This window comes from Methylicorpusculum oleiharenae (assembly GCF_009828925.2).
In the GTDB taxonomy this organism is placed as follows: Bacteria; Pseudomonadota; Gammaproteobacteria; order Methylococcales; family Methylomonadaceae; genus Methylicorpusculum; species Methylicorpusculum oleiharenae.
In genome coordinates this window covers 3,829,017-3,848,016 of sequence record NZ_WUTY02000001.1, presented here as the reverse complement: position 1 = coordinate 3,848,016, position 19,000 = coordinate 3,829,017, and the positions used below count along the sequence as shown (strand labels likewise).

Here is a 19,000-nt window from a genome sequence, read left to right as displayed (position 1 = left end):
ATCGAGATAAAACATGATTGAGCAAATGGTCAAATATTGCAACATAGTCTCAATAGTTGGAAATATTATTACTGTCCGAGTCAGTCCTACCAATGATAACTCTGAAATAAGAACCCGTTTTGGGGATTTGGCAAAAGTTGAAGACACGAACGGCACGGTCTCTCTGGCACAAGTGATAAAAATCGATGATCGTAACATCTCGCTGCAAGTTTTTTCGGGTACACGGGGCATTTCAACCGATGCATCGGTTCGGTTTTTAGGGCATGGCCTTGAAGTCACTTATTCGGAAAATATATTGGGCCGCATTTTCAATGGCGTTGGCAACCCTATGGATGGCGGATCCGATTTACAGCCTGACCCTAAAGTATCAATTGTCAGTGCTTCGGTAAATCCTTTAAAAAGGGTTTTGGCATCAAGAATGATTCGAACCGATGTGCCGATGATTGATCTGTTCAATTGTCTGGTGGAAAGCCAAAAAATTCCTATTTTTTCAATAGCGGGTGAACCGTTTAATGCCTTTCTGGCACGGATTGGTATTCAGGCGGATGCTGATATCGTCGTTTTCGCTGGATTAGGTCTTATTTTTGATGACTTTCATTATTTTAGAAACCAGTTCGAAACAGCCGGTGTTTTTGCCAGAACCGTGATGTTTTGTAATTTAGCTTCAGACCCTATCGTCGAGCGCTTGATGGTCCCCGATCTTGCCTTAGCGGTTGCAGAGCGGTTTGCGGTCGAGGAGGGTAAGCGGGTATTGGTGCTGATGACCGACATGACCGCGTATGCCGATGCGATGAAGGAAATTGGCATTTCAATGGAGCACGTGCCTTCCAATCGTGGCTATATGGGTGATTTATATTCGCAATTGGCCAGACGTTATGAAAAAGCCTGTGACTATAAAGGCGCGGGGTCGGTCACCATTTTAGCCGTCACAACCATGCCGGGTAATGATGTCACCCACCCTGTTCCGGATAATACGGGTTATATCACTGAAGGACAGTTTTATCTGCATGATGGAATGCTGGATCCGTTTGGATCGCTATCACGGCTCAAACAACATGTTATCGGAAAAGTAACCCGGGAAGATCATGCCCAGATCATGAACACCATGATCCGTTTTTACTCTGCGGCCAATGAAGCAGAACAAAAATTAGCCATGGCCTTTGATTTGTCGCCGTTTGACAATAAACTGCTTAAGTTTGGCCAATTATTTCGAAAGCGGTTTATGGATATCCAAGTTTCGATGCCCCTGGAAGCAGCCCTGGACTTAAGCTGGCAAACACTTGCCGAATGTTTTGATGAAACCGAATTGTTAATGAAACAAGTCTTGATAGACAAATATTTCCCTAAAGATCGGCATGAGCAAGCTATTACTGAGTAAGGCTTCTTTACATAAAGAAACCCATAAGTTATCGGTTTACCGGCAATATTTGCCTTCGCTGGATTTAAAGCGTCAGCAACTGATTATTGAAAAAAACAGAATTGTTGCTGAAATGGCCGAAACAGAACATGAAATTGCCGTCTGTGAACGCTTTGTTATTGAAAACCTTCCCATGCTTTCGAATCGTGATTTGGATTTGTCGGGATTGGTTAAAATAACCAAAGTCACCGTGGGTGAAGAAAATATCGTCGGCATTCAACTCCCGGTTATTACTGAAGTGGTAGTGCTGACCCGCCCCTATTCGAATTATTCATATCCGCATTGGGTAGATCGACTGGTCAAGGAGTTGGCGGCCATTCTAAAACTTAAGGTGACGTTGACTGTGCAACGTAAGCGTATGGAAATCATGGAACAAGCAGTTAAAAGATTGACGCAAAAAGTTAATCTTTTCGATAAGGTTTTGATTCCCAAGGCCAGTCAAAATATACGAAAAATACGTATATTTTTATCGGATACTGAACGCGCAGGAGTGGTGAGAGCTAAAATTACCAAGCAAAATCGACAGCTCAGAGATCTTTAATGGCCATTGTCAAATTAAAAAAAGTGACCTTGTGTGGTTTAAGGGATGCAAAAACGCAAGTGCTCATTGATTTGCAACGTATTGGAGTTCTGCATCTGATTCCAATGCATACTCCGTTGTCGTCAGAAAGCACCGAATGTTATCAAGCCGAACAGGTTATCGAAGCACTTAAATACCTGAATCAGTGCCCCAACAAACGGCATCAGATGCACTCATCGGATCAGTTCGATTTGGATGCCATTACTCAGGAAGTACTCAGCGTCAAGTCAAGCATTCGATCGCTCTCCGATCAGCAGGATGCGCTTAAAAAGCGAATCGAGGAAATTGAACCGTGGGGTGATTTTCAGTTGCCTGGTCAGGAAGAAGTTGCCGGTCTCAAGCTTTGGTTTTACATTGTGCCAAAAAGATTGATGTCTGATATCGCTGAAAATCTGATTTGGCAGTGCGTTTATCAAGATAATCAATTCGCCTATGTTGTGGTGGTTGCCGAAACTGAACCGCAAAATTCAGCGATGCCGGTTGCAAGAACCCATACCGGCAGTATTTCTTTGTTGCAGCTACGACATCAGTTGACTGAAGTCACACTTGCTTTGGAAGACATGCAAGCTGAGCGTGAGTCATTGACTCGCTGGATTGCCGTGATGATATTGCATTTGAATGAAGCGACAGATAACAGTGAACTGGCGCTAGCAGAAAGAATGACTTTATATGAAAGCGGCGTTTTTGCGATACAGGGTTGGCTCCCTGAAAAAGATTTGGACCGATTAAAAGCTTTTGCCGATCAACGGCAACTGGCCATTTTGATTGAAGAACCCACTTCTGTTGATAAACCGCCAACGCTATTGGACAACCCGGCCGAACTCGCAGGTGGAGAGGAGGTTGTCAATTTTTATCAGACTCCTGCTTATCAAGGCTGGGACCCTTCGGTAGCCGTATTCATATCATTTACACTCTTTTTTGCCATGATTCTGTCCGATGCGGGTTATGCAGCAGTATTTGGTTTGATCCTGTTATTAAAGTGGAAAGCATTGGGACAAACAGAAAAGAAAAAACGCTTGCGCTTTTTGGCTGCAACTACGATTGGCGTGGCTTTATTCTGGGGTATTTTAACAGGCGGCTATATGGGATTCAGCCCCCCTCCCGAGAGTTTTTTGGGGAGAATTAAAGTATTCGATATCAATGATTTTGATCAAATGATGGCTTTGTCTATGGGCGTTGGCGTCATTCATATCAGTGTGGCTAATTTGATTCTGGCGTATCAACACAAACAGTCGTCATCGGCTTTTGGTTCAGTGGGATGGGTATTGATAGTTTGTGGGGGCTTTGGCTGGTGGTTTTTGTCACGTTACGACAATCAATTATTGATCGATACCTGTTATGGGGTTATGGGGGCGGGGTTTGCCATGTTGATATTATTCAGCAGTGAAAGACCTTTTGATTCCTGGAAAAATTTCGGCGGACGCTTGCTGGACGGCCTAAAAAATACAGTAAGAATCACTCAGTTATTCGGCGATGTACTGAGCTATATGCGTTTATTTGCACTCGGTTTAGCCAGTGCATCACTCGCCTTGACATTTAACCAATTGGCAGTTCAGGTCTACCATGCCATGCCTGGATTGGGTTTGTTATTCAGCATAATTATCCTTTTATTTGGGCATGGATTAAATTTGGTGTTATGCCTTATGAGTGGCGTGGTTCATGGTTTACGTCTGAATTTTATTGAATTTTATAATTGGAGTGTATCTGATGAAGGTTATCCTTTCAAAGCGTTTGCCAAAAAGGGAGGCCGCTAATGGCTGAACTGATGGTAATTCTCGGTTGGATTGGTTTGTATGCACCCATGGCTTTGGGGGCAATTGGCAGCATTATCGGTTGTGCGGTAGCAGGACAAGCCGCTATCGGCGCAATGCTGGACACTGAAAGCGGTTACGGGCGCTATATAGGCGTATCCGCCATGCCTTCTTCACAGGTTATTTACGGAATAGTGGTGATGTTTACCCTTAATAGACCTATAACTGCCGATGTTGCGCCCGGTATTTTTGCGATCGGCGTTTTGGCAGGATTGGCGCTGATGTACAGCGCCATTTATCAAGGTCAGTGTTGCGCTTCGGCTATCCATGCATCAAAAGCCAAGCCGGAAATTTTTGGTTTATCCATAGCGCCCGCAGCAATTGTTGAGGGTTTTGCTGTTTTTGCATTTATATTTGCGTTGGTTATCAGCGGCGGTATTGTTCAATCGTAAGGGATTGTTTCATGAAAGCAGAAAAAACCCATGTTGCATCTTCCGGAGTTGAAGAGCTGATTAAACGATTAAGGGATGAAGCGGTTAATGCCGGTCAGGAAAAAGCCGAAACAATCATTGTCGATGCTCAAAAAAGAGTCGACTGGATGCTTGAAGAAGCTAAATCTGAAGCACAAGCAATACTGTCACAAGCCCGTACAGAAGCTGAAACCATCAAATCGGCCGGCAATGATGCCTTAAGACTGGCGGGGCGCGATGCCTTGATCAAACTAAGAGACACTCTATTGGGCAGTTTCAGTAAGGAATTGAAAGGTGTTGTGGGCGAACAGATGGCGAAAGAGGCCTTCATTGAACAACTGATAATGGCTTTGGCTGGCAGAGTTAGAGAAAAAACCGGAATGGATCTCAATAGCCGCATCACCTTTCAATTACCTGAAGATGTCGTCGGCGTTGAAGCCTTAAAAAAGAATCCGGAAGAGTTGAATCAGGGGATTTTATCCCGATTAACCGCTGCGATAGCTGCTGATCTTTTGCGAGAAGGCGTCAATTTTGAAATTTCGGGTCAGTTCAGTGCGGGAATTCAGGTCAAACTAGACGATCTGGATATTGTTATTGATTTAACTGATGAGGCCGTTTCAGCTTTATTGCTCGAGCATTTACAGCCAAGGTTTAGGGCATTATTGCAGGGGATTGTTAAATAATGCACGACCGCTTCAAATACATACTGTTACTAAGCAGTTTGCCTCTGCATCCGAAAAGCTTCATTACCGCCAAACAAACGCCGGTATCAAGAATTCAGCTGGATAGGCGTTTGGCTTTGCTATCAGAGGGTGATGCGGCTGAGTTAGCCCGAATCGAATCAATCTTGCGTTGGGGAAAAAACGTCGATGAAACCGATCTGGCCTCTGTTAAAGCCAATATTCAACTGCTCGCTTTAATCCAACATCCTATCCTTAATCACATTGTCAGCTGGCGATTGGAATTGCGTACTGTTTTATCGGCACTTCGAATACGTCAGGCCGGTATAAATCCGGCAACTGCTAACGTGTTTTATGGATTTGGCAAATGGCCGGAGTTGATTAAAAAAAATTGGCATGAAAAAGAATTTGGAATTAGTCATTTGATTCCCTGGTTACCTGAAGCCAATAAGTTATTTGAAGCAGGTGATTCACTGGAATTGGAAAAATTTATGTTGGATCTGGTTTGGCAATACTATGCCAGACTCGGAAATGATCATTACTTTGATTTCGTTGCTGTTGTCATCTATGTTTTGCGCTGGGATTTGATCAGTCGCTGGTCAAGTTATGACAGAGACGAAGCTAAACTTCGGTTTGATGAGTTGGTTAACGCCGGACTTCTCGATTTTTAATACAAAATAAATAATCTTCAATGGAAAATCCAACCTCGGATAAAACATCGATTACAGCGCGTGTTATAGCTGTTCAGGATGATATTGTTTCAATTGAAATATTACCTGACAGTAAGAAGCCGCTAACCAAAAATGAAGTCATTTATATTCTACCCTCTCGAACTGCCAAGACACACCAAGAACATTTAAAAGCTGAAGTGCTGCGTATCAACGGAAATAGAGCCGATGCCCAGGTATATGAAAGCACCATCGGTGTCGGTGTCGGTGATCCGGTAATTCAAAGCGGTGAATTATTGTCGGTGGAATTGGGGCCGGGATTACTGGGACAAGTCTACGATGGTCTGCAAAACAGACTGGATCTCCTCGCTACTGAATTCGGCTATTTTTTGCCTAGAGGCGTTGAATATTCTGCTTTGGATCATAATGCCAAATGGGCTTTTACGCCCACTGTAAAAGTTGGTACGCAGCTTAAAGCAGGCTCGGTGCTAGGCAGTGTTCAGGAACGGCGTTTTTGCCACAAGATCATGGTTCCCTTTGATTGTGCCGATGAAGTCACAGTGACTTGGATTCAAGAGGGAAATGTGACTGTTGATGAGCCGGTAGCTAAAATAAAATCCGCGAACGGCAAAGAACGATTAGTTACATTAAAACAGCGGTGGCCGGTGCGAAGACCCTTGCCTCAACATATGTTGAAAACCAATCTTGCTACCCGTATCTATCCTGTCGAACCGCTAATTACTCACCTGAGACTGATTGACACCTTCTTCCCCATCGCACTAGGGGGAACAGGTTGTATTCCCGGTCCTTTCGGGGCGGGCAAAACAGTCTTACAGTCCCTGATATCAAGAAATTCGGAAGTGGATATCGTCATCGTGGTGGCCTGTGGTGAAAGAGCTGGCGAGGTCGTAGAAACCATCACCGAATTTCCAATGATGACCGATCCTAAAACGGGCGGATCGTTAATGGATAGAACCATTATTATCTGCAATACCTCATCCATGCCCGTTGCCGCAAGGGAAGCCTCCATCTATACCGGGATCACACTTGGAGAGTATTACCGGCAAATGGGTTTGAAAGTTTTATTGCTGGCCGATTCAACTTCTCGTTGGGCTCAAGCGATGCGGGAAACATCAAGCCGCTTAGAAGAAATTCCCGGCGAGGAAGCTTTTCCCGCCTATCTGGATTCGGCTATAAAAAGTGTCTATGAGCGTGCCGGAGTTATCAGAATGCAAGATGGAACCACAGGCAGTATGACGTTAATAGGGACAGTTTCGCCTGCCGGCGGTAATTTTGAGGAACCGGTGACCCAATCAACTTTGAGTACGGTAAAGACCTTTTTAGGTTTGAGTGCTGACCGTGCTTACAAGCGGTTTTATCCTGCGGTTGATCCTTTACTGTCCTGGTCCCGTTATTCGGAACAACTTAAAATCTGGTATGACGAAAATCTTGATGCCGGCTGGACGGAGCGTGTGAGTGAAGTGTTGGCTTTGCTTAGACGTGGGGATGCCATTTACCAAATGATTCAGGTGGCAGGTGAGGAGGGCATTACTCTCGAAGACTTCATTCTTTACCAACAGTCGTTGTTTTTCGATATGGTTTATTTGCAGCAGGACGCGTTTGATAAAGTTGATGTATCAGTGCCTTTAGATCGGCAAAAAGCAGTGTTCAACTTGATCTACACGCTGATTTCATATCCTTATCATTTTTCTGATCAGGAACAAGTGAGAAGCTATTTTACCCGCTTGACCGGTCTATTTAAAAATCTTAACTATGCGCCCTGGCAATCAAAAGAATATGATCAGTTGATGGCTAAAATTAACCTGCATGCCAATGAAAACGTGGTTCGCGGTTAGTAGTTGAAAGAACATCAACGCCGTCATTCCGGCATGGATTGCCGGAGCCGTTAGACCGAGTAAGCGAGTCAAGGTCACAAGGATGTGTCCAACCCCATCCATGGCTTCTTGACCCCGGCAATCCGCGCCAGGGCGAAACCCACTATAACGCGAACAGCGCCTAAAATAAACCCCATTAAAACCATGACATAAAACTTTTATTATGGCCGCCAATAAAAAAGGCTTTGAATCATTCAAAGCCTTTTTTGATTTAAGCAATGAAAAATATTGCCTGATTTTTCAGTTATATTTTAAACTGCCTAACAGCCTCTCTAAGCTGGTTGGCGAGAGTCTGTAATTCCCTGCAGGCAGTTGTCGTGTTTCTAGCGCCAATCGAAGTGTCGTGAGACACAGCGCTAATATTGCTGATATTACGATTAATTTCTTCTGCAACTAGACTTTGCTGCGCGGCAGCATTAGCAATCAGGTTATTCATATCATTGATGGTATCGATCTTCTGGCTAATGCTTGAGATGGCTTCTCCTGCAGACGCAGCCTGTTCGACACTGTTTGTAGCCTGTTTTTTGCCGTTTTCCATCACTTTAACGGCTTGTTCGGCTCGGGCTTGTAAGCGTTCTATAGTTTTTTGAATTTCCAAGGTCGAATTTTGTGTTCTGCTGGCTAATGTCCTGACTTCATCCGCCACAACGGCAAAACCTCTGCCTTGTTCACCGGCTCTCGCCGCTTCAATTGCTGCGTTTAAGGCCAGAAGATTTGTTTGTTCAGCAATGCCTTGTATAACCCCCAAGACTTCACCGATACTATTACTGTCCGACTGCAACTCATGAATAACCTGTGCGGCATTTTCAACTTCAGAGGCCAGCCGGTTAATGCCATCTACTGAAGCTGCGACTACATTTTTTCCGGACAATGCTTCAGAATCGGCCTTTGAAGCTGCCTCGGAAGCTCTTACCGCATTTCTCGCCACTTCCTGGACAGTTGCAGTCATTTCTTCCATAGCTGTTGCCACCTGGGTCGTTTCAGACTGTTGTTTATCTACACCTCTTTCTGTTTCCTCAGTAATGCTGGATAAACGAACAGAAGCCTGGGCGAGTTGATCACTGGTAGAACTGATACGCTCAACCGTTTTGGCTATCTTTTTGACGAAACTGTTGAAACTGCCTGCTACCCAGGCAAATTCGGATTTACCCGAAGCGTTCAGTCTGGCTCTCAGATTTCCTTCACCACCCGCGATATCTTGTAGCTTTAACGCCAAATCGGTCAGAGGGGCAATAATAACGAAATTAATTGTCAATGCCCCCAGGGTTCCCACAACAATCAGTGCTGCCAAGCTGAAACCCACTGCAATCATAAGTTCACGTTTTAATTGTGCATTGACTTGGCTTAAAGGGCTTATTATTTCGAATGCTCCGTGCAAATCGCCTGCCCGTTTATTTTCCATAGGGTAATCAAGAATATCAACTCCTTGAACATTTCCCCAGACCGCTTCAGACGTTGCTGGGTCCCCATGACAAACTTCACATTGCTTGCTGAGTTTAACCGGTCTGAAAAAGCGTAATTCTTCGTTATCTTCATCGATATAAACAAATTCTTTACTATCTGCATTATTTTGAAAAAAGGTTAAAGCATCCCGTTCAATGCTGTCAGCTTCATTGGCTGAATTTCTCGCGCCTACACGGGGAGCCTTAAATCGAAATTTTCCTTCTTTGGCTTTGGATTGTATTACGTCCCAAGCATTCATCACCGGAACTGTAGCCAACACTTTGTCTTTTTTATCTTTTCCGGTACTGTTTTGAGCGATCTGTTTAACCAGTTCGGTTGAAAAAATCCCTTTTTCCCACTTGCTGTTGGTGTTTTCTCGAACCGATTCAGATAATAAAATCAGATTTCTAGCGTTTTGAATTTCATTATTAATGAGTTTTTCTTTTTCTGATATGCCATAAATAAACAACAATACTGTTGCGATTATCGCTAACGCTGTTGTGGTAATAGCCACCACTTTAACGCCAACTGAATGCCAATTCATGATCATATGTTTCTCCGGCTCATCCTTTTTATTCAATCTAAATTGGTTTTAAGGATTAGCAATTTTAGTTATAAGGTTAGTTCAGAGTCCCTTTGTTTATTGGAACGCCTCAAATTTAATAAAAGGATAGCTGATAATTTAAGGTCGTCATTTTTTTTGAGGTAATTAAGAAAATATCAACCTTATTTCTCTGAATCGAGCAATTACTGCGATAGATATAACCAGCATTAATGGGCATAATAGTTAAACAGCAGGTTAAGTTTTCCAATTCTAAAATTATTTTTTATCATGAACCAAGTAAAAGTGTTATTTGTTTGTATGGGCACTATCTGCCGATAAAAATACTACTATGCAAATCAATATCTTAGTGATCGCCCCAAAATCGCCCCAAAATCGCCCCAAAATAACCACTCTATTTGACGGCTATTTCAAGCCATTCAGCACCTCTTGAGTCGTGATATACGTCGGTCATTTTCGCGGATTTGTGACCGAGTAGGCGTTGTGTATCTATACCTTGATCGCGATAGAGACGCTCAGCAAGTGATCGTTGTTCATGAAACGTCGGCGGCGAGCCATCCCATACCAATCCTGATTTTTGACGAGCTTTCTGAAATCCTTTGCTAACAGTATTAAGATGGACGGGGTCGCCAATTTCCTGATTTACTCCGCGGCGGGTGTGATGAACAAGGTATTGAGATAGGGCGTGCTTTCTGCATCTTGTTACGACATCACCCAGGCTTGTGTCGATGCATTCCAAACGAAGTGCTAATGGTATTTTGATCAATGCACGAGTCTTTTGTTGAGGCACATGCAAAAACTCACCGTCAATGAAGGTATAAGGCTTGATCGAATGAGGTTTTTTCTGAATGAATGCCGAAAATGCTGGCTCCCAGTCAGAACCGCGTTTGAAGCGTGCCAAGGCAATATCTTCGAGGCGTTGTCCAGTAAGGATTGCCAATAGCATGGCATTCTGCACCCAGGGTTGTAGTGACTCTGCGGAATCAAAAATTGTTTGCCAAGTTTCGAACGTCAACCTAGCGCGTTTCACGCGTACGGTTTTATTCTTTGTCATGGTTGCAGGGTTGGAATCTAACTCTCCAGCCTGTATTGCTTCTGCAAAAACATCGATCAACGTCGAACGTAAAGACTGTGCCATGCGCTCTTTTCCAGTGGCGCGGTACGCATCCAGATTTGTTACGATTTCTTTAACCGTGATTCCCTTTATTCCTTTGTCGCCGAAAATCTCCCCTAAACGTTTGACTAAATGGATTCGGGTTCGATAGGTGTTTGGTTTAATCTCTCCAGACTGCAAGCGGTCGTGGGTGATTTTCAGGTATTCGTCCACCCATTTTTTGAAGGGTATGCCCAAAGATTTGATGCGCGGCTGTTCGGCCATTATGCAATCGGTTGTTGCGGTTTGAGCTAGTTGGGAATAAATTGCCGCGTTGAGTTGTTTAGCGCGATTTTTAGCAGTTTCCTCGTCTGGACCAAGCCCCCAAAACTTCCCGTTTCGCGGGTCTTTGTACTGAAATGATAGCTTACCTCTTCGTTTGTCAAATTTGCGGTAGAGGTTTGGTATCTTGTTTAAATCTCGATTCGTTGTTGATCTTTGTCGAGGCGACATAATCTTATTGCCTACTTATTCAAAATAGCTAAAACCAATGGATCTACAGGCGATATTTCAAAATTCACATTGTTAGGAATTACAACAGGCTTTTGAGGCTTTTGGAAGATGGCGTCGCTTTGTACAAGCCAATCACGCCCTACTTTCTGAGCTGGAGGCTTGATATAGCCGTTCCTCGCCCAGACACGCAGGGTTTTAAGCGTATAACGCCCTCCGAATTTTATTGCGTTCCACTGTTCTAGAGGTACTAGCACGGTCATATTGTTACTCAAAGTCGCAAATGTTTCAGCTCAATTGTTAATTTTTTTCCAGGTTTTTTTAGCGTCGTCTAGATTTTGTAGCCATAGCCTCGGTACAACCGAAACCATGGCGTACTTTTGACTGCTAACCCGTTAAGGAATATCTGCCGTACCGAATTCTGCTAATAAAGCTAAATAAGTAGATACTTTCATGAAAATATTTCTTTCAACTTTTACAAACGCAGCAAACATTCTGCTGCAACTCATTATTAATCAGTTTGGCGCTTCGACAATGGTTACATCGCACCAGCTTTAAAATCCCACACTCTGACCATTTTGCAATCATCCAAGAATCAGAAAAATCGAAAACTGGTCTGACTTTATAAACAGTCAATATATATGCCTTGTATCGGCGATACGCGTTAATACATCGCTGAATGAAGTCATCATGGATTTCAATACGAAAATAAAAAACAAATACAGTGGCTTGCTTCGTTCTTGTAAAACTCTTATAGATAAAATTCGAGTTGAACTTTAACGGTCCTCTCGGTGGGGATCGTTTGTGCATATCGACAAACGCTTTGCGTAGAATCTTAGGCGACAATCCTGTCTCATCAGAGATGATGTTAATTCTTGCCTCAAGCGACAAAAGCTCAATAGCGGTAGCATATCGCTCAATGATATTCAGACTCATAGACCCCTTCCATGTCTATACTACCGATGACATTCAAAAATACGTCGATCTCATCTCCTTGTAAGGCAGCCAGTTTCGATGCGAACTCGGTAGTAAATCGTGGTTCAAAACAAATAACGCCAGAAGACGAAATTCGACGAATTTGTTCAATATCCATATTCGCAATGGACTCTATCATTCCAGAACTCAACCCAAAAATAATATGAGCCGCAGATGGATCACGGCGTGATAACTCCCTGGCCTTAATAAGCAAATCACAAGTGATATCCGATATGTCGCCAAATGTTTTGCTGTCCCGAGCTACAACCCTGTCCAAATATTGGAAGGACTTTAAAAGCGCTTCTTCGTAAGCCAAATGATGGTCATCTGACAAATTCATCAAATGAACCCTGCTTTTTATGGTTTCGCTCCCAAACTCAAGAACCAGCGGGAACAAAAAATCTTGAAAGAAAACTACTGTTACTTTAGCGATTGAATCGAAATCTACTCGACAAATCTGATCAGAAGTCAACAATCGTTCAGTAACGACCCGGGAAAGATCAGATCCTTCCGAATTAAGCATTTTTCGTCTATATAACTTCTTTAACAAAATCACAACGCCTCCGAATGAAACGTATATTTTGAAAATATATCGTTAGCGTTTTTCTTGTTAACGTTCAGGTTAGGCGTTTTCCATTTTTGACGCCCACTTGAATCAGTAATTGAGTCGCATAGTGGACAAAGTTTATAAAGCTCTGGGTAATCTCGAATGGAAACATATGACGAATTGCATCGGGCGCAGCTAATTCCACCTATGTAAGCCATGGCAATCTGCTGTCCAATGTGCCAAGCCCGATTGATATTTAGTATCTTAGGATTGCCCCCAATAATTTGCTCATAGAGCATATAGGAAGCAAGGAAGATTTCGCCTTTTGTTGCATGTTTTGCGGTTTCGTTTTCGGTATTTTTTTTGGGGTCGAGGCTGTTAGTTTCCTTGTTCCCGACTTTGCCGATAGACGAAATATCTTGTTTCTCGCCATTGATCGCCTTTTGGGAAATCGTTTGAAAAACATTGAAATAAATTGAAGCATGTAGGCAATTTTGCGGCGCTTTGACTATCCAGTCAGGATCATAGGGCAATAGACCGGCTGAGGGCCCTTGTCCATGGATCTCTTTATGGAATTGAAGAGCGGATGCTTTTGATATCTGGCAAACAGCTCTCACAATCGAAGGTCGCCCCCCTTTTTCAATGATGCCTTTTGCCAGATCTAATTTGCGTTTTAGACCTAAAATGTCTGCCTCTTTGGGTGTAAGCCGCAAGTGAGATTCCGTTATCACTTAGCCCCCTTTAAGCCTGTGCGAGCGACGCAATTGGTAATAAGGCTGCGGCTATACTTGATGTAATACCGTGCGGCGCTGGCATGACGGACGGCATTCTAAAGACAGCCCTGCCGCATTCAGACAGGCTTTTGATTTCTTCCAGCGTCATGCTGGCGATTTTCTCGATTTCTATGCCATTAAGATTAAACCTCCAAATAGCCTCCATGGGATTATGCCGGGCGCATTCCCTGGCCAGCATCAAAAATTGGAAGTTGATGGCTTTTAAATCATCGTTAACAAGATTCATAATTTTAATCACATCTCCATATTATTTTTTTGGGTGAATTTTGGCTGAGGCATTAAAAATGCCATAGCGCGAAAAATCACCCAAAAGGGCAATAACCCGCGCAAGCCATGATGCGCAAGGTATGTAGGGTCACACATCCCAAATGCTAGTCACTCCAAAAATTATGTAATCAAAAAACCTTGTTGACGATATATGTAAATATTGATCTACACAGGCGCCGCTCCAATTCAAGAACCGATTGTGGTCAATTCGTCCTCTCTATACCCTCCAGAGATATCACGCACTTAGGGTCAACGAACGCTCAAAAATCGAAAGAGGCCGAAAAACAGCGTCTTTTATGCCGATAGAAAAAAGTTGTTTCTCGTAAGATTTTTTCAACGTTAACCGGAAGAAAAATTGATGAGAAAACAATTAATAACCTGTGCTCTTGCTCTTTGTATGGCTTTGGCCAACCCGTCCCAGGCCGGAGAAATAAATTCAAAGTCTGATAACGATCAAACACTTAAAGCGTTCAAAACCTACGCTTCAAGGTCTTTTCCGCCAGAACTAATGATCGTCAAATTGATTTACAAGGGAGATAAACGTGCGTAGTTTTTATGGTTCGCACGCTATCTTGACGATGGTCTTGATCGCGGTTTTTGTAACAGATGGGATAAAAGATGCTTTTCTAGTTTTAGTGCTGGCGATACTGGAAATAAGCCTCTCGGTTGATAACGCCGTCGTGAATGCCGGTGTGCTAAAAAACATGGAACCGATATGGCAGAAGCGTTTCCTTACATGGGGCATGTTGATTGCCGTATTTGGCATGCGCCTGGTTTTTCCAATCATGGTGGTGTCATTTGCAACAGGATTAAGTGCTCATGATGTGATCTTGCTGGTGATAAATTCACCCGAGCAGTACGCCCATCACTTACATCAGGCTCATCCGATGATCGCATCGCTCGGTGGCATGTTTCTGTTAATGGTCGGATTGAGCTTCATACTTGACGAGACGCGTGATGTCTTATGGATCGGGGGCATCGAAAAACGTCTTCAATCGCTAGGAAAAATCGATGCTGTAAATACGACAATCTCTCTCGCTTGTTTATTGATCATTAGCACCACGGTATCTTCTGAAATCAAGTCCTCGGTTTTGTTAGGTGGCATTTGGGGGATATTCCTTTACGGATTCGTGAGCAGTTTGGATAGTCTGTTTGCGGTTTCCGAAGATCAAATGTCAATCACGAAAACCGCTAAACGGGGTGGCCTCATTGTGTTTTTGTATCTTGAATTGCTCGACGCCTCATTCTCATTCGATGGTGTCATTGGAGCTTTCGCAATATCTCAAGAAATTCAAATCATCACGCTTGGCTTGGGGATTGGAGCTCTATACGTTAGATCATTAACAATTTATCTGGTCAAAAAAGGCGTACTCGATCAATACATCTACCTCGAACACGGCGCTCATTACGCCATTCTCGCATTGGCAATGCTCATGCTGGTCAGCATCGTTCATGAGATACCAGAAGTGATAACAGGAGTTACCGGCGCCGTCTTGATTGGTCTATCTCTCTGGTCCTCAAATTCATACAACAAACAACAGGCATTGCTTGTTGCTCCGGAATCGCTCAAGCAGCGTTATCCCAAGCTTCACAACAATTCATAACCAACTCAAAGGGGTAAAAAATGGCTTTAAGTTTGACCAAAGGCGGGAATATCAACCTGTCAAAAACGGACTCTTCATTAAAAAACATCATCGTCGGCCTTGGCTGGGATGTTAGAGAGAGTGACCAGGAAACCTTTGATTTAGATGCCTCCATTCTAATGGTTGGGCCCAACGAAAAGGCTAAAAATGAGAAAGATCTCATTTTTTACAACAATAAGAAGTCGCTTTGCGGTTCGGTGAATCATGCGGGTGATAACAGAACTGGCGCCGGCGAAGGCGACGATGAGTCTATTCACGTATTTTTGGACAAAGTGCCGGATGAAATTCAAAAACTAATCATTTTTGTATCCATTCACGACGCTGACAAACTCAAACAAAACTTTGGCCAAGTCCTTAATGCATTTGTACGACTAGTCAAAAAAGATACTCAAGAAGAAGTTACTCGTTACGACCTAAGTGAAGAGGGAGATACGGCAATTTACACATCAATGATTTTTGGAGAGTTCTACCGCTACCAGGGTGACTGGAAATTCAAAGCTGTTGGTCGCGGGGTTAAAGGCGGCATTGCTGAATTCGCAAGGATGTACGGGCTCGACGCATGATTTCTCTAACCCCACTAAAAATGCTGGTTTTATTACTTTGTTGTGTCCTCTCTGGTGCTTTGGGCGGCTATTTCGCCGCCTCTTTTTCACCAGTGCCGGCACAAATTGCCATTGTCGATGTGCAAGCCTTAGTCAAAAAAGCTGTAGAAGCAGACCAGGCTAAAACAGAAGAAGACGCCAAAGCTCTTATGACGAAAGTTAAATCATCGACTGAAGAGTTAATCCAGCGCGGCGTGGTCATTCTCGACGCGCAGTCTGTCCTGAGCGCTCCAGAGGAAGCTTATGTCAACATTGAATAGTGACGAACCATTAACGATACATGTCTTTATCGAACGAACAAAGACATTCGGCCATATTTTAGTCAACCACCTTAAGTCGCATTCGATTACTTGGGTATTGTTGATTTCATTGTACGGCGTAATACACGCCAACTACCGTTTGGCTATCAATCAAACGCCTAGCCTGCCTTACACGCTGTTCCTGATTTGTCTTGATAGAAATGTCGAAACCGGGGGCTTTATAGCATTCAAATGGCACAACGGCGATCCCTATCCAGATGGATATATCTTCGCTAAACGCCTACTCGCTGGTCCAGGCAACATTGTTACTAAGAAAGGCCGAGATTTCACCGTGGGCGACCGGACGCTCGTCGGTAAAGAAGTTGGTCTTAGCCTCAAGAAACTATTTCCAAATGATGAGTTGCATGATGGGAAAAATACGATCCAATTGGGTAAATACTTCGTGGCCGGTGATCATGAATACAGCCTCGATTCTCGTTATAACCTTCTTGGACTGGTAGATGAAAAAGATGTCATTGGTCGCGCGTACCCTATTTTCTAGTCGTTTCCTGGCAGCGTTGGTGCTGCACCTGTCGTCTTCTTCCATTATGGCGGGAGAAGACGATTTTTTTCTAAAGGAACTCCTTAAACAACAGCCCAATATGAACCGACAATTACCCGATTGGTTGAAAACCAAGCCCATGCAGTTAAGTCCATCTTTAGAAAAGATACTTCGGGAAGGCAGTCGGATCGCAAATCCGGGTTCTGATAACGACATAGACATGGGTAAGCGGTCGCTTGCTCAGGCTGTGCATGGACGCTGGATTTTCGTTTCGTTCGGCATGCCGATGCATGAAATGAAAGCTGCGGCTGAAGAAGCAGCGGCCACCAAGTCGATACTGGTTTTTCGAGGGGTTGAGAAAGACCAAAACACGGGGTCAATCACCAAAAAGCTTTTGCCAATTGTGCAGAAATTAAAGCCAGTCCCAGGTGCTGTCATCGATCCCACTTTGTTTACGAGATTCAATGTTACAGCAGTACCAACAATAGTCGAGACCGATGCAGAAGGAAAAACACGTAGTGCTCGTGGTTTACCGGGATTCGATTGGTTAAGCGAGCAAGAACCTGGAGATCATGGCCAAAGAGGACCAATTTACGGCATTTTAGAGCCTGACATGATTGAAGAAATCCAGCGCAGAGCGGCAAATGTCGATTGGGAAAAACAAAAAACCGAAGCCATCGCCAATTTCTGGAAGCATCAAGACGAATTTAATTTACGACCGGCCGAAAAGACGAGGGAAAGGGCTATCGACATGACAATCGTTTCGACGCAGGATATTTTCCATCCCGACGGACGATTAATTATCAAAAAAGGCGACAGGATCAATCCGCAAGCACTGATGCCGATGCGGCACGCCTACATCATATTTGATGCCACCAGTAAAAAACAGGTTGCAATCGCCAAAAAAGCCGGAGACGAAATTCTCAAAAAAGGTAAACCTGTCATTTACCTGTTTTCCAAGATCGACAAGGATCGTGGCTGGAGCCATTACAACGAGACCGGCGATTTCGTGAACGGTCCTTTGTACAAGCTCAATAAAAGCATCGTCGACCGGTTCAAGTTAGAGGTATTGCCAACTGTAATTGAAGGTCAAGGCGATCACGTTGTTGCCAAGGAACTTGCAAGCGGTGAGGTTCATTAATGCGTCAGAAAATATTATTGACTCTATTTGGCTTGGTGCTCTCAGGCCATCTCCTGGCGCAAGAAACCATCAATACTTCCGATAGCAATACGATTTCAGCAGAGAAATTGTTATGCCCTGATGCCGATATTTGGGGAAAGAAAATGATGACCGGCATTTGTTGGAGTTGTTTGTTTCCTGTCAGGCTTTTGGGCATGACACTTTTCGACATGGATAACGATATACCGGATGGAGCGACGGATGAAAGCTTTTGCTTCTGTAGCGACGACAACGGTATTCCAAATATTGGCATGACGGCTAGCGCATGGCTGCCAGCAAGACTCATTGAAATCGTTAGAAAGCCTTACTGTTCTCCAGCCCTTGGCGGTATATCGTTCAACAACGGCGTAAGACTTTGGGGTGGGCATAAAGAGGTGGAAGGCGACGGAACAGATAAGACCTTTTACAACTATCACTATTGGGCTTATCCCTTGTACATGATCCTGGATCTGTTTGTTCAAAATAGCTGCAATGCGGGCGGATTTAGAAGTATGGACATGATGTACATGTCTGAATTGGACCCGACATGGAATATTGATGAATTGGCTTTTTTCCTCAATCCCGAAGCAGTGGTGTTTGCTAATCCTTTGGCTGTAGCGGCCTGCACGGTCGACTGCACCGTAACGACTGCATCGCAGCCCATGACTTCTTTATGGTGGTGTGCTGGATGCTGGGGCAACTTATATCCGTTCGTAGGAAACATTGCATCCGATGCTTCGCCTCCTAGAGACACCAGTTTATTGTCGGCAAGGGTATTGGCCGCACTTCACAGGCGAGGATTAGCCCATAAAACTTATGGCAATGACGCTTTATGTAGCGGAACGATCTACCCAATGGTTCCAAAGCAACAATACAAGATGAGCATGTTGTTTCCGGTCACTGAAGCGGAAGCCGAAAAAATGCTGACTGAGAAGAAAGATGCAAATGGCAATACAGTTATTGGAGCAAACGGACAACCAGAAATGGTTGAAAAGGTCGTGCCCGGTGAAAACTGTTGCCACTACATTGGGGAATCCCCATTCAAATGGGGTGAGTGGCGAAACATACCGGGCACAGGTGAAGATTTTGTTTACCTGATTTGGCGCTATACCGATTGCTGCCTGAGTTACATTGAAAAATAGA

Annotated in this window: 20 protein-coding genes and 1 pseudogene; 13 read left to right on the top strand and 8 right to left on the bottom strand. The window is 43.9% G+C overall.

Going from position 1 to position 19,000, the window contains the following annotated elements; all coding sequences use genetic code 11:
- The first annotated feature begins 13 nt into the window (after positions 1-13).
- Genes GO003_RS17375 through GO003_RS17345 form a run of 7 tightly spaced genes read left to right on the top strand, consistent with a single transcriptional unit; the run spans position 14 to position 7,422 of the window.
- Positions 14-1,378 carry a V-type ATP synthase subunit B gene (locus GO003_RS17375; RefSeq protein WP_159654509.1) on the top strand — a complete coding sequence of 455 codons (1,365 nt, stop codon included), beginning with the start codon at positions 14-16 and terminating at the stop codon, positions 1,376-1,378.
- On the top strand, positions 1,356-1,958 hold the full coding sequence (locus GO003_RS17370; RefSeq protein WP_159654507.1) for a V-type ATP synthase subunit D: 603 nt from the start codon (positions 1,356-1,358) through the stop codon (positions 1,956-1,958). The genes GO003_RS17375 and GO003_RS17370 overlap by 23 nt, the downstream gene beginning before the upstream one ends.
- Positions 1,958-3,751: a V-type ATP synthase subunit I gene (locus GO003_RS17365; RefSeq protein ID WP_159654505.1), complete on the top strand. Its 1,794-nt coding sequence runs from the start codon at positions 1,958-1,960 to the stop codon at positions 3,749-3,751. Before GO003_RS17370 ends, GO003_RS17365 begins: the two co-directional genes overlap by 1 nt.
- Positions 3,751-4,200: an ATP synthase subunit C gene (locus GO003_RS17360; RefSeq protein WP_159654503.1), complete on the top strand. Its 450-nt coding sequence runs from the start codon at positions 3,751-3,753 to the stop codon at positions 4,198-4,200. The genes GO003_RS17365 and GO003_RS17360 overlap by 1 nt, the downstream gene beginning before the upstream one ends.
- An 11-nt stretch (positions 4,201-4,211) precedes the next feature.
- Positions 4,212-4,901 carry a hypothetical protein gene (locus GO003_RS17355; protein ID WP_159654501.1) on the top strand — a complete coding sequence of 230 codons (690 nt, stop codon included), beginning with the start codon at positions 4,212-4,214 and terminating at the stop codon, positions 4,899-4,901.
- A complete protein-coding gene (locus GO003_RS17350; protein ID WP_231089048.1) occupies positions 4,901-5,569 on the top strand; it encodes a DUF2764 family protein in 669 nt (222 codons plus the stop codon). Before GO003_RS17355 ends, GO003_RS17350 begins: the two co-directional genes overlap by 1 nt.
- A 20-nt stretch (positions 5,570-5,589) precedes the next feature.
- Positions 5,590-7,422, top strand: a complete 1,833-nt coding sequence (locus GO003_RS17345; RefSeq protein WP_159654499.1) for a V-type ATP synthase subunit A — start codon at positions 5,590-5,592, stop codon at positions 7,420-7,422.
- 283 nt (positions 7,423-7,705) lie between these two features.
- Here GO003_RS17345 and GO003_RS17340 read toward each other — a convergent pair whose 3' ends face one another.
- From GO003_RS17340 to GO003_RS17315, 8 genes and pseudogenes are all read right to left on the bottom strand, one after another.
- Positions 7,706-9,448 (bottom strand): methyl-accepting chemotaxis protein, encoded by a 1,743-nt coding sequence (locus GO003_RS17340; RefSeq protein WP_231089047.1) that lies wholly within the window; start codon positions 9,446-9,448, stop codon positions 7,706-7,708.
- A gap of 412 nt (positions 9,449-9,860) precedes the next feature.
- A complete protein-coding gene (locus GO003_RS17335) occupies positions 9,861-10,844 on the bottom strand; it encodes a tyrosine-type recombinase/integrase (RefSeq protein ID WP_231089046.1) in 984 nt (327 codons plus the stop codon).
- 30 nt (positions 10,845-10,874) lie between these two features.
- Positions 10,875-11,072: pseudogene (locus GO003_RS26655) on the bottom strand (phage integrase Arm DNA-binding domain-containing protein); the annotation flags it as partial.
- 11 nt (positions 11,073-11,083) lie between these two features.
- Positions 11,084-11,332 (bottom strand): excisionase, encoded by a 249-nt coding sequence (locus GO003_RS17330; protein WP_159654493.1) that lies wholly within the window; start codon positions 11,330-11,332, stop codon positions 11,084-11,086.
- 205 nt (positions 11,333-11,537) lie between these two features.
- Positions 11,538-12,005 (bottom strand): FlhC family transcriptional regulator, encoded by a 468-nt coding sequence (locus tag GO003_RS26650; protein ID WP_159654491.1) that lies wholly within the window; start codon positions 12,003-12,005, stop codon positions 11,538-11,540.
- The gene (locus GO003_RS17325; RefSeq protein ID WP_159654489.1) at positions 11,986-12,594 is read right to left on the bottom strand and encodes a hypothetical protein; all 609 of its coding nucleotides are present in this window, start codon (positions 12,592-12,594) and stop codon (positions 11,986-11,988) included. Before GO003_RS17325 ends, GO003_RS26650 begins: the two co-directional genes overlap by 20 nt.
- Positions 12,595-12,596: 2 nt before the next feature.
- Entirely contained in the window at positions 12,597-13,304 is a 708-nt protein-coding gene (locus tag GO003_RS17320) for a FlhC family transcriptional regulator (protein ID WP_159654487.1), read from the bottom strand.
- A 28-nt stretch (positions 13,305-13,332) separates the two neighbouring features.
- Positions 13,333-13,611, bottom strand: coding sequence for a flagellar transcriptional regulator FlhD (locus GO003_RS17315; protein WP_159654485.1), 279 nt, complete (start codon positions 13,609-13,611; stop codon positions 13,333-13,335).
- Between the two features lie 583 nt (positions 13,612-14,194).
- On the opposite strand from GO003_RS17315, the gene GO003_RS17310 reads away from it, so the two are divergent.
- From GO003_RS17310 to GO003_RS17285, 6 genes are read left to right on the top strand one after another with little or no spacing between them, the layout of a single operon-like run.
- The gene (locus GO003_RS17310; protein WP_159654483.1) at positions 14,195-15,256 is read left to right on the top strand and encodes a DUF475 domain-containing protein; all 1,062 of its coding nucleotides are present in this window, start codon (positions 14,195-14,197) and stop codon (positions 15,254-15,256) included.
- Positions 15,257-15,276: 20 nt separating this feature from the next.
- On the top strand, positions 15,277-15,858 hold the full coding sequence (locus GO003_RS17305) for a TerD family protein (protein ID WP_159654481.1): 582 nt from the start codon (positions 15,277-15,279) through the stop codon (positions 15,856-15,858).
- On the top strand, positions 15,855-16,157 hold the full coding sequence (locus tag GO003_RS17300) for a hypothetical protein (RefSeq protein ID WP_159654479.1): 303 nt from the start codon (positions 15,855-15,857) through the stop codon (positions 16,155-16,157). Before GO003_RS17305 ends, GO003_RS17300 begins: the two co-directional genes overlap by 4 nt.
- Positions 16,141-16,698, top strand: coding sequence for a S26 family signal peptidase (locus GO003_RS17295; protein WP_159654477.1), 558 nt, complete (start codon positions 16,141-16,143; stop codon positions 16,696-16,698). Before GO003_RS17300 ends, GO003_RS17295 begins: the two co-directional genes overlap by 17 nt.
- On the top strand, positions 16,658-17,839 hold the full coding sequence (locus GO003_RS17290; protein WP_159654475.1) for a TrbC family F-type conjugative pilus assembly protein: 1,182 nt from the start codon (positions 16,658-16,660) through the stop codon (positions 17,837-17,839). The genes GO003_RS17295 and GO003_RS17290 overlap by 41 nt, the downstream gene beginning before the upstream one ends.
- A complete protein-coding gene (locus tag GO003_RS17285) occupies positions 17,839-18,999 on the top strand; it encodes a TraU family protein (protein ID WP_051961810.1) in 1,161 nt (386 codons plus the stop codon). Before GO003_RS17290 ends, GO003_RS17285 begins: the two co-directional genes overlap by 1 nt.
- Position 19,000: the final 1 nt, after the last annotated feature.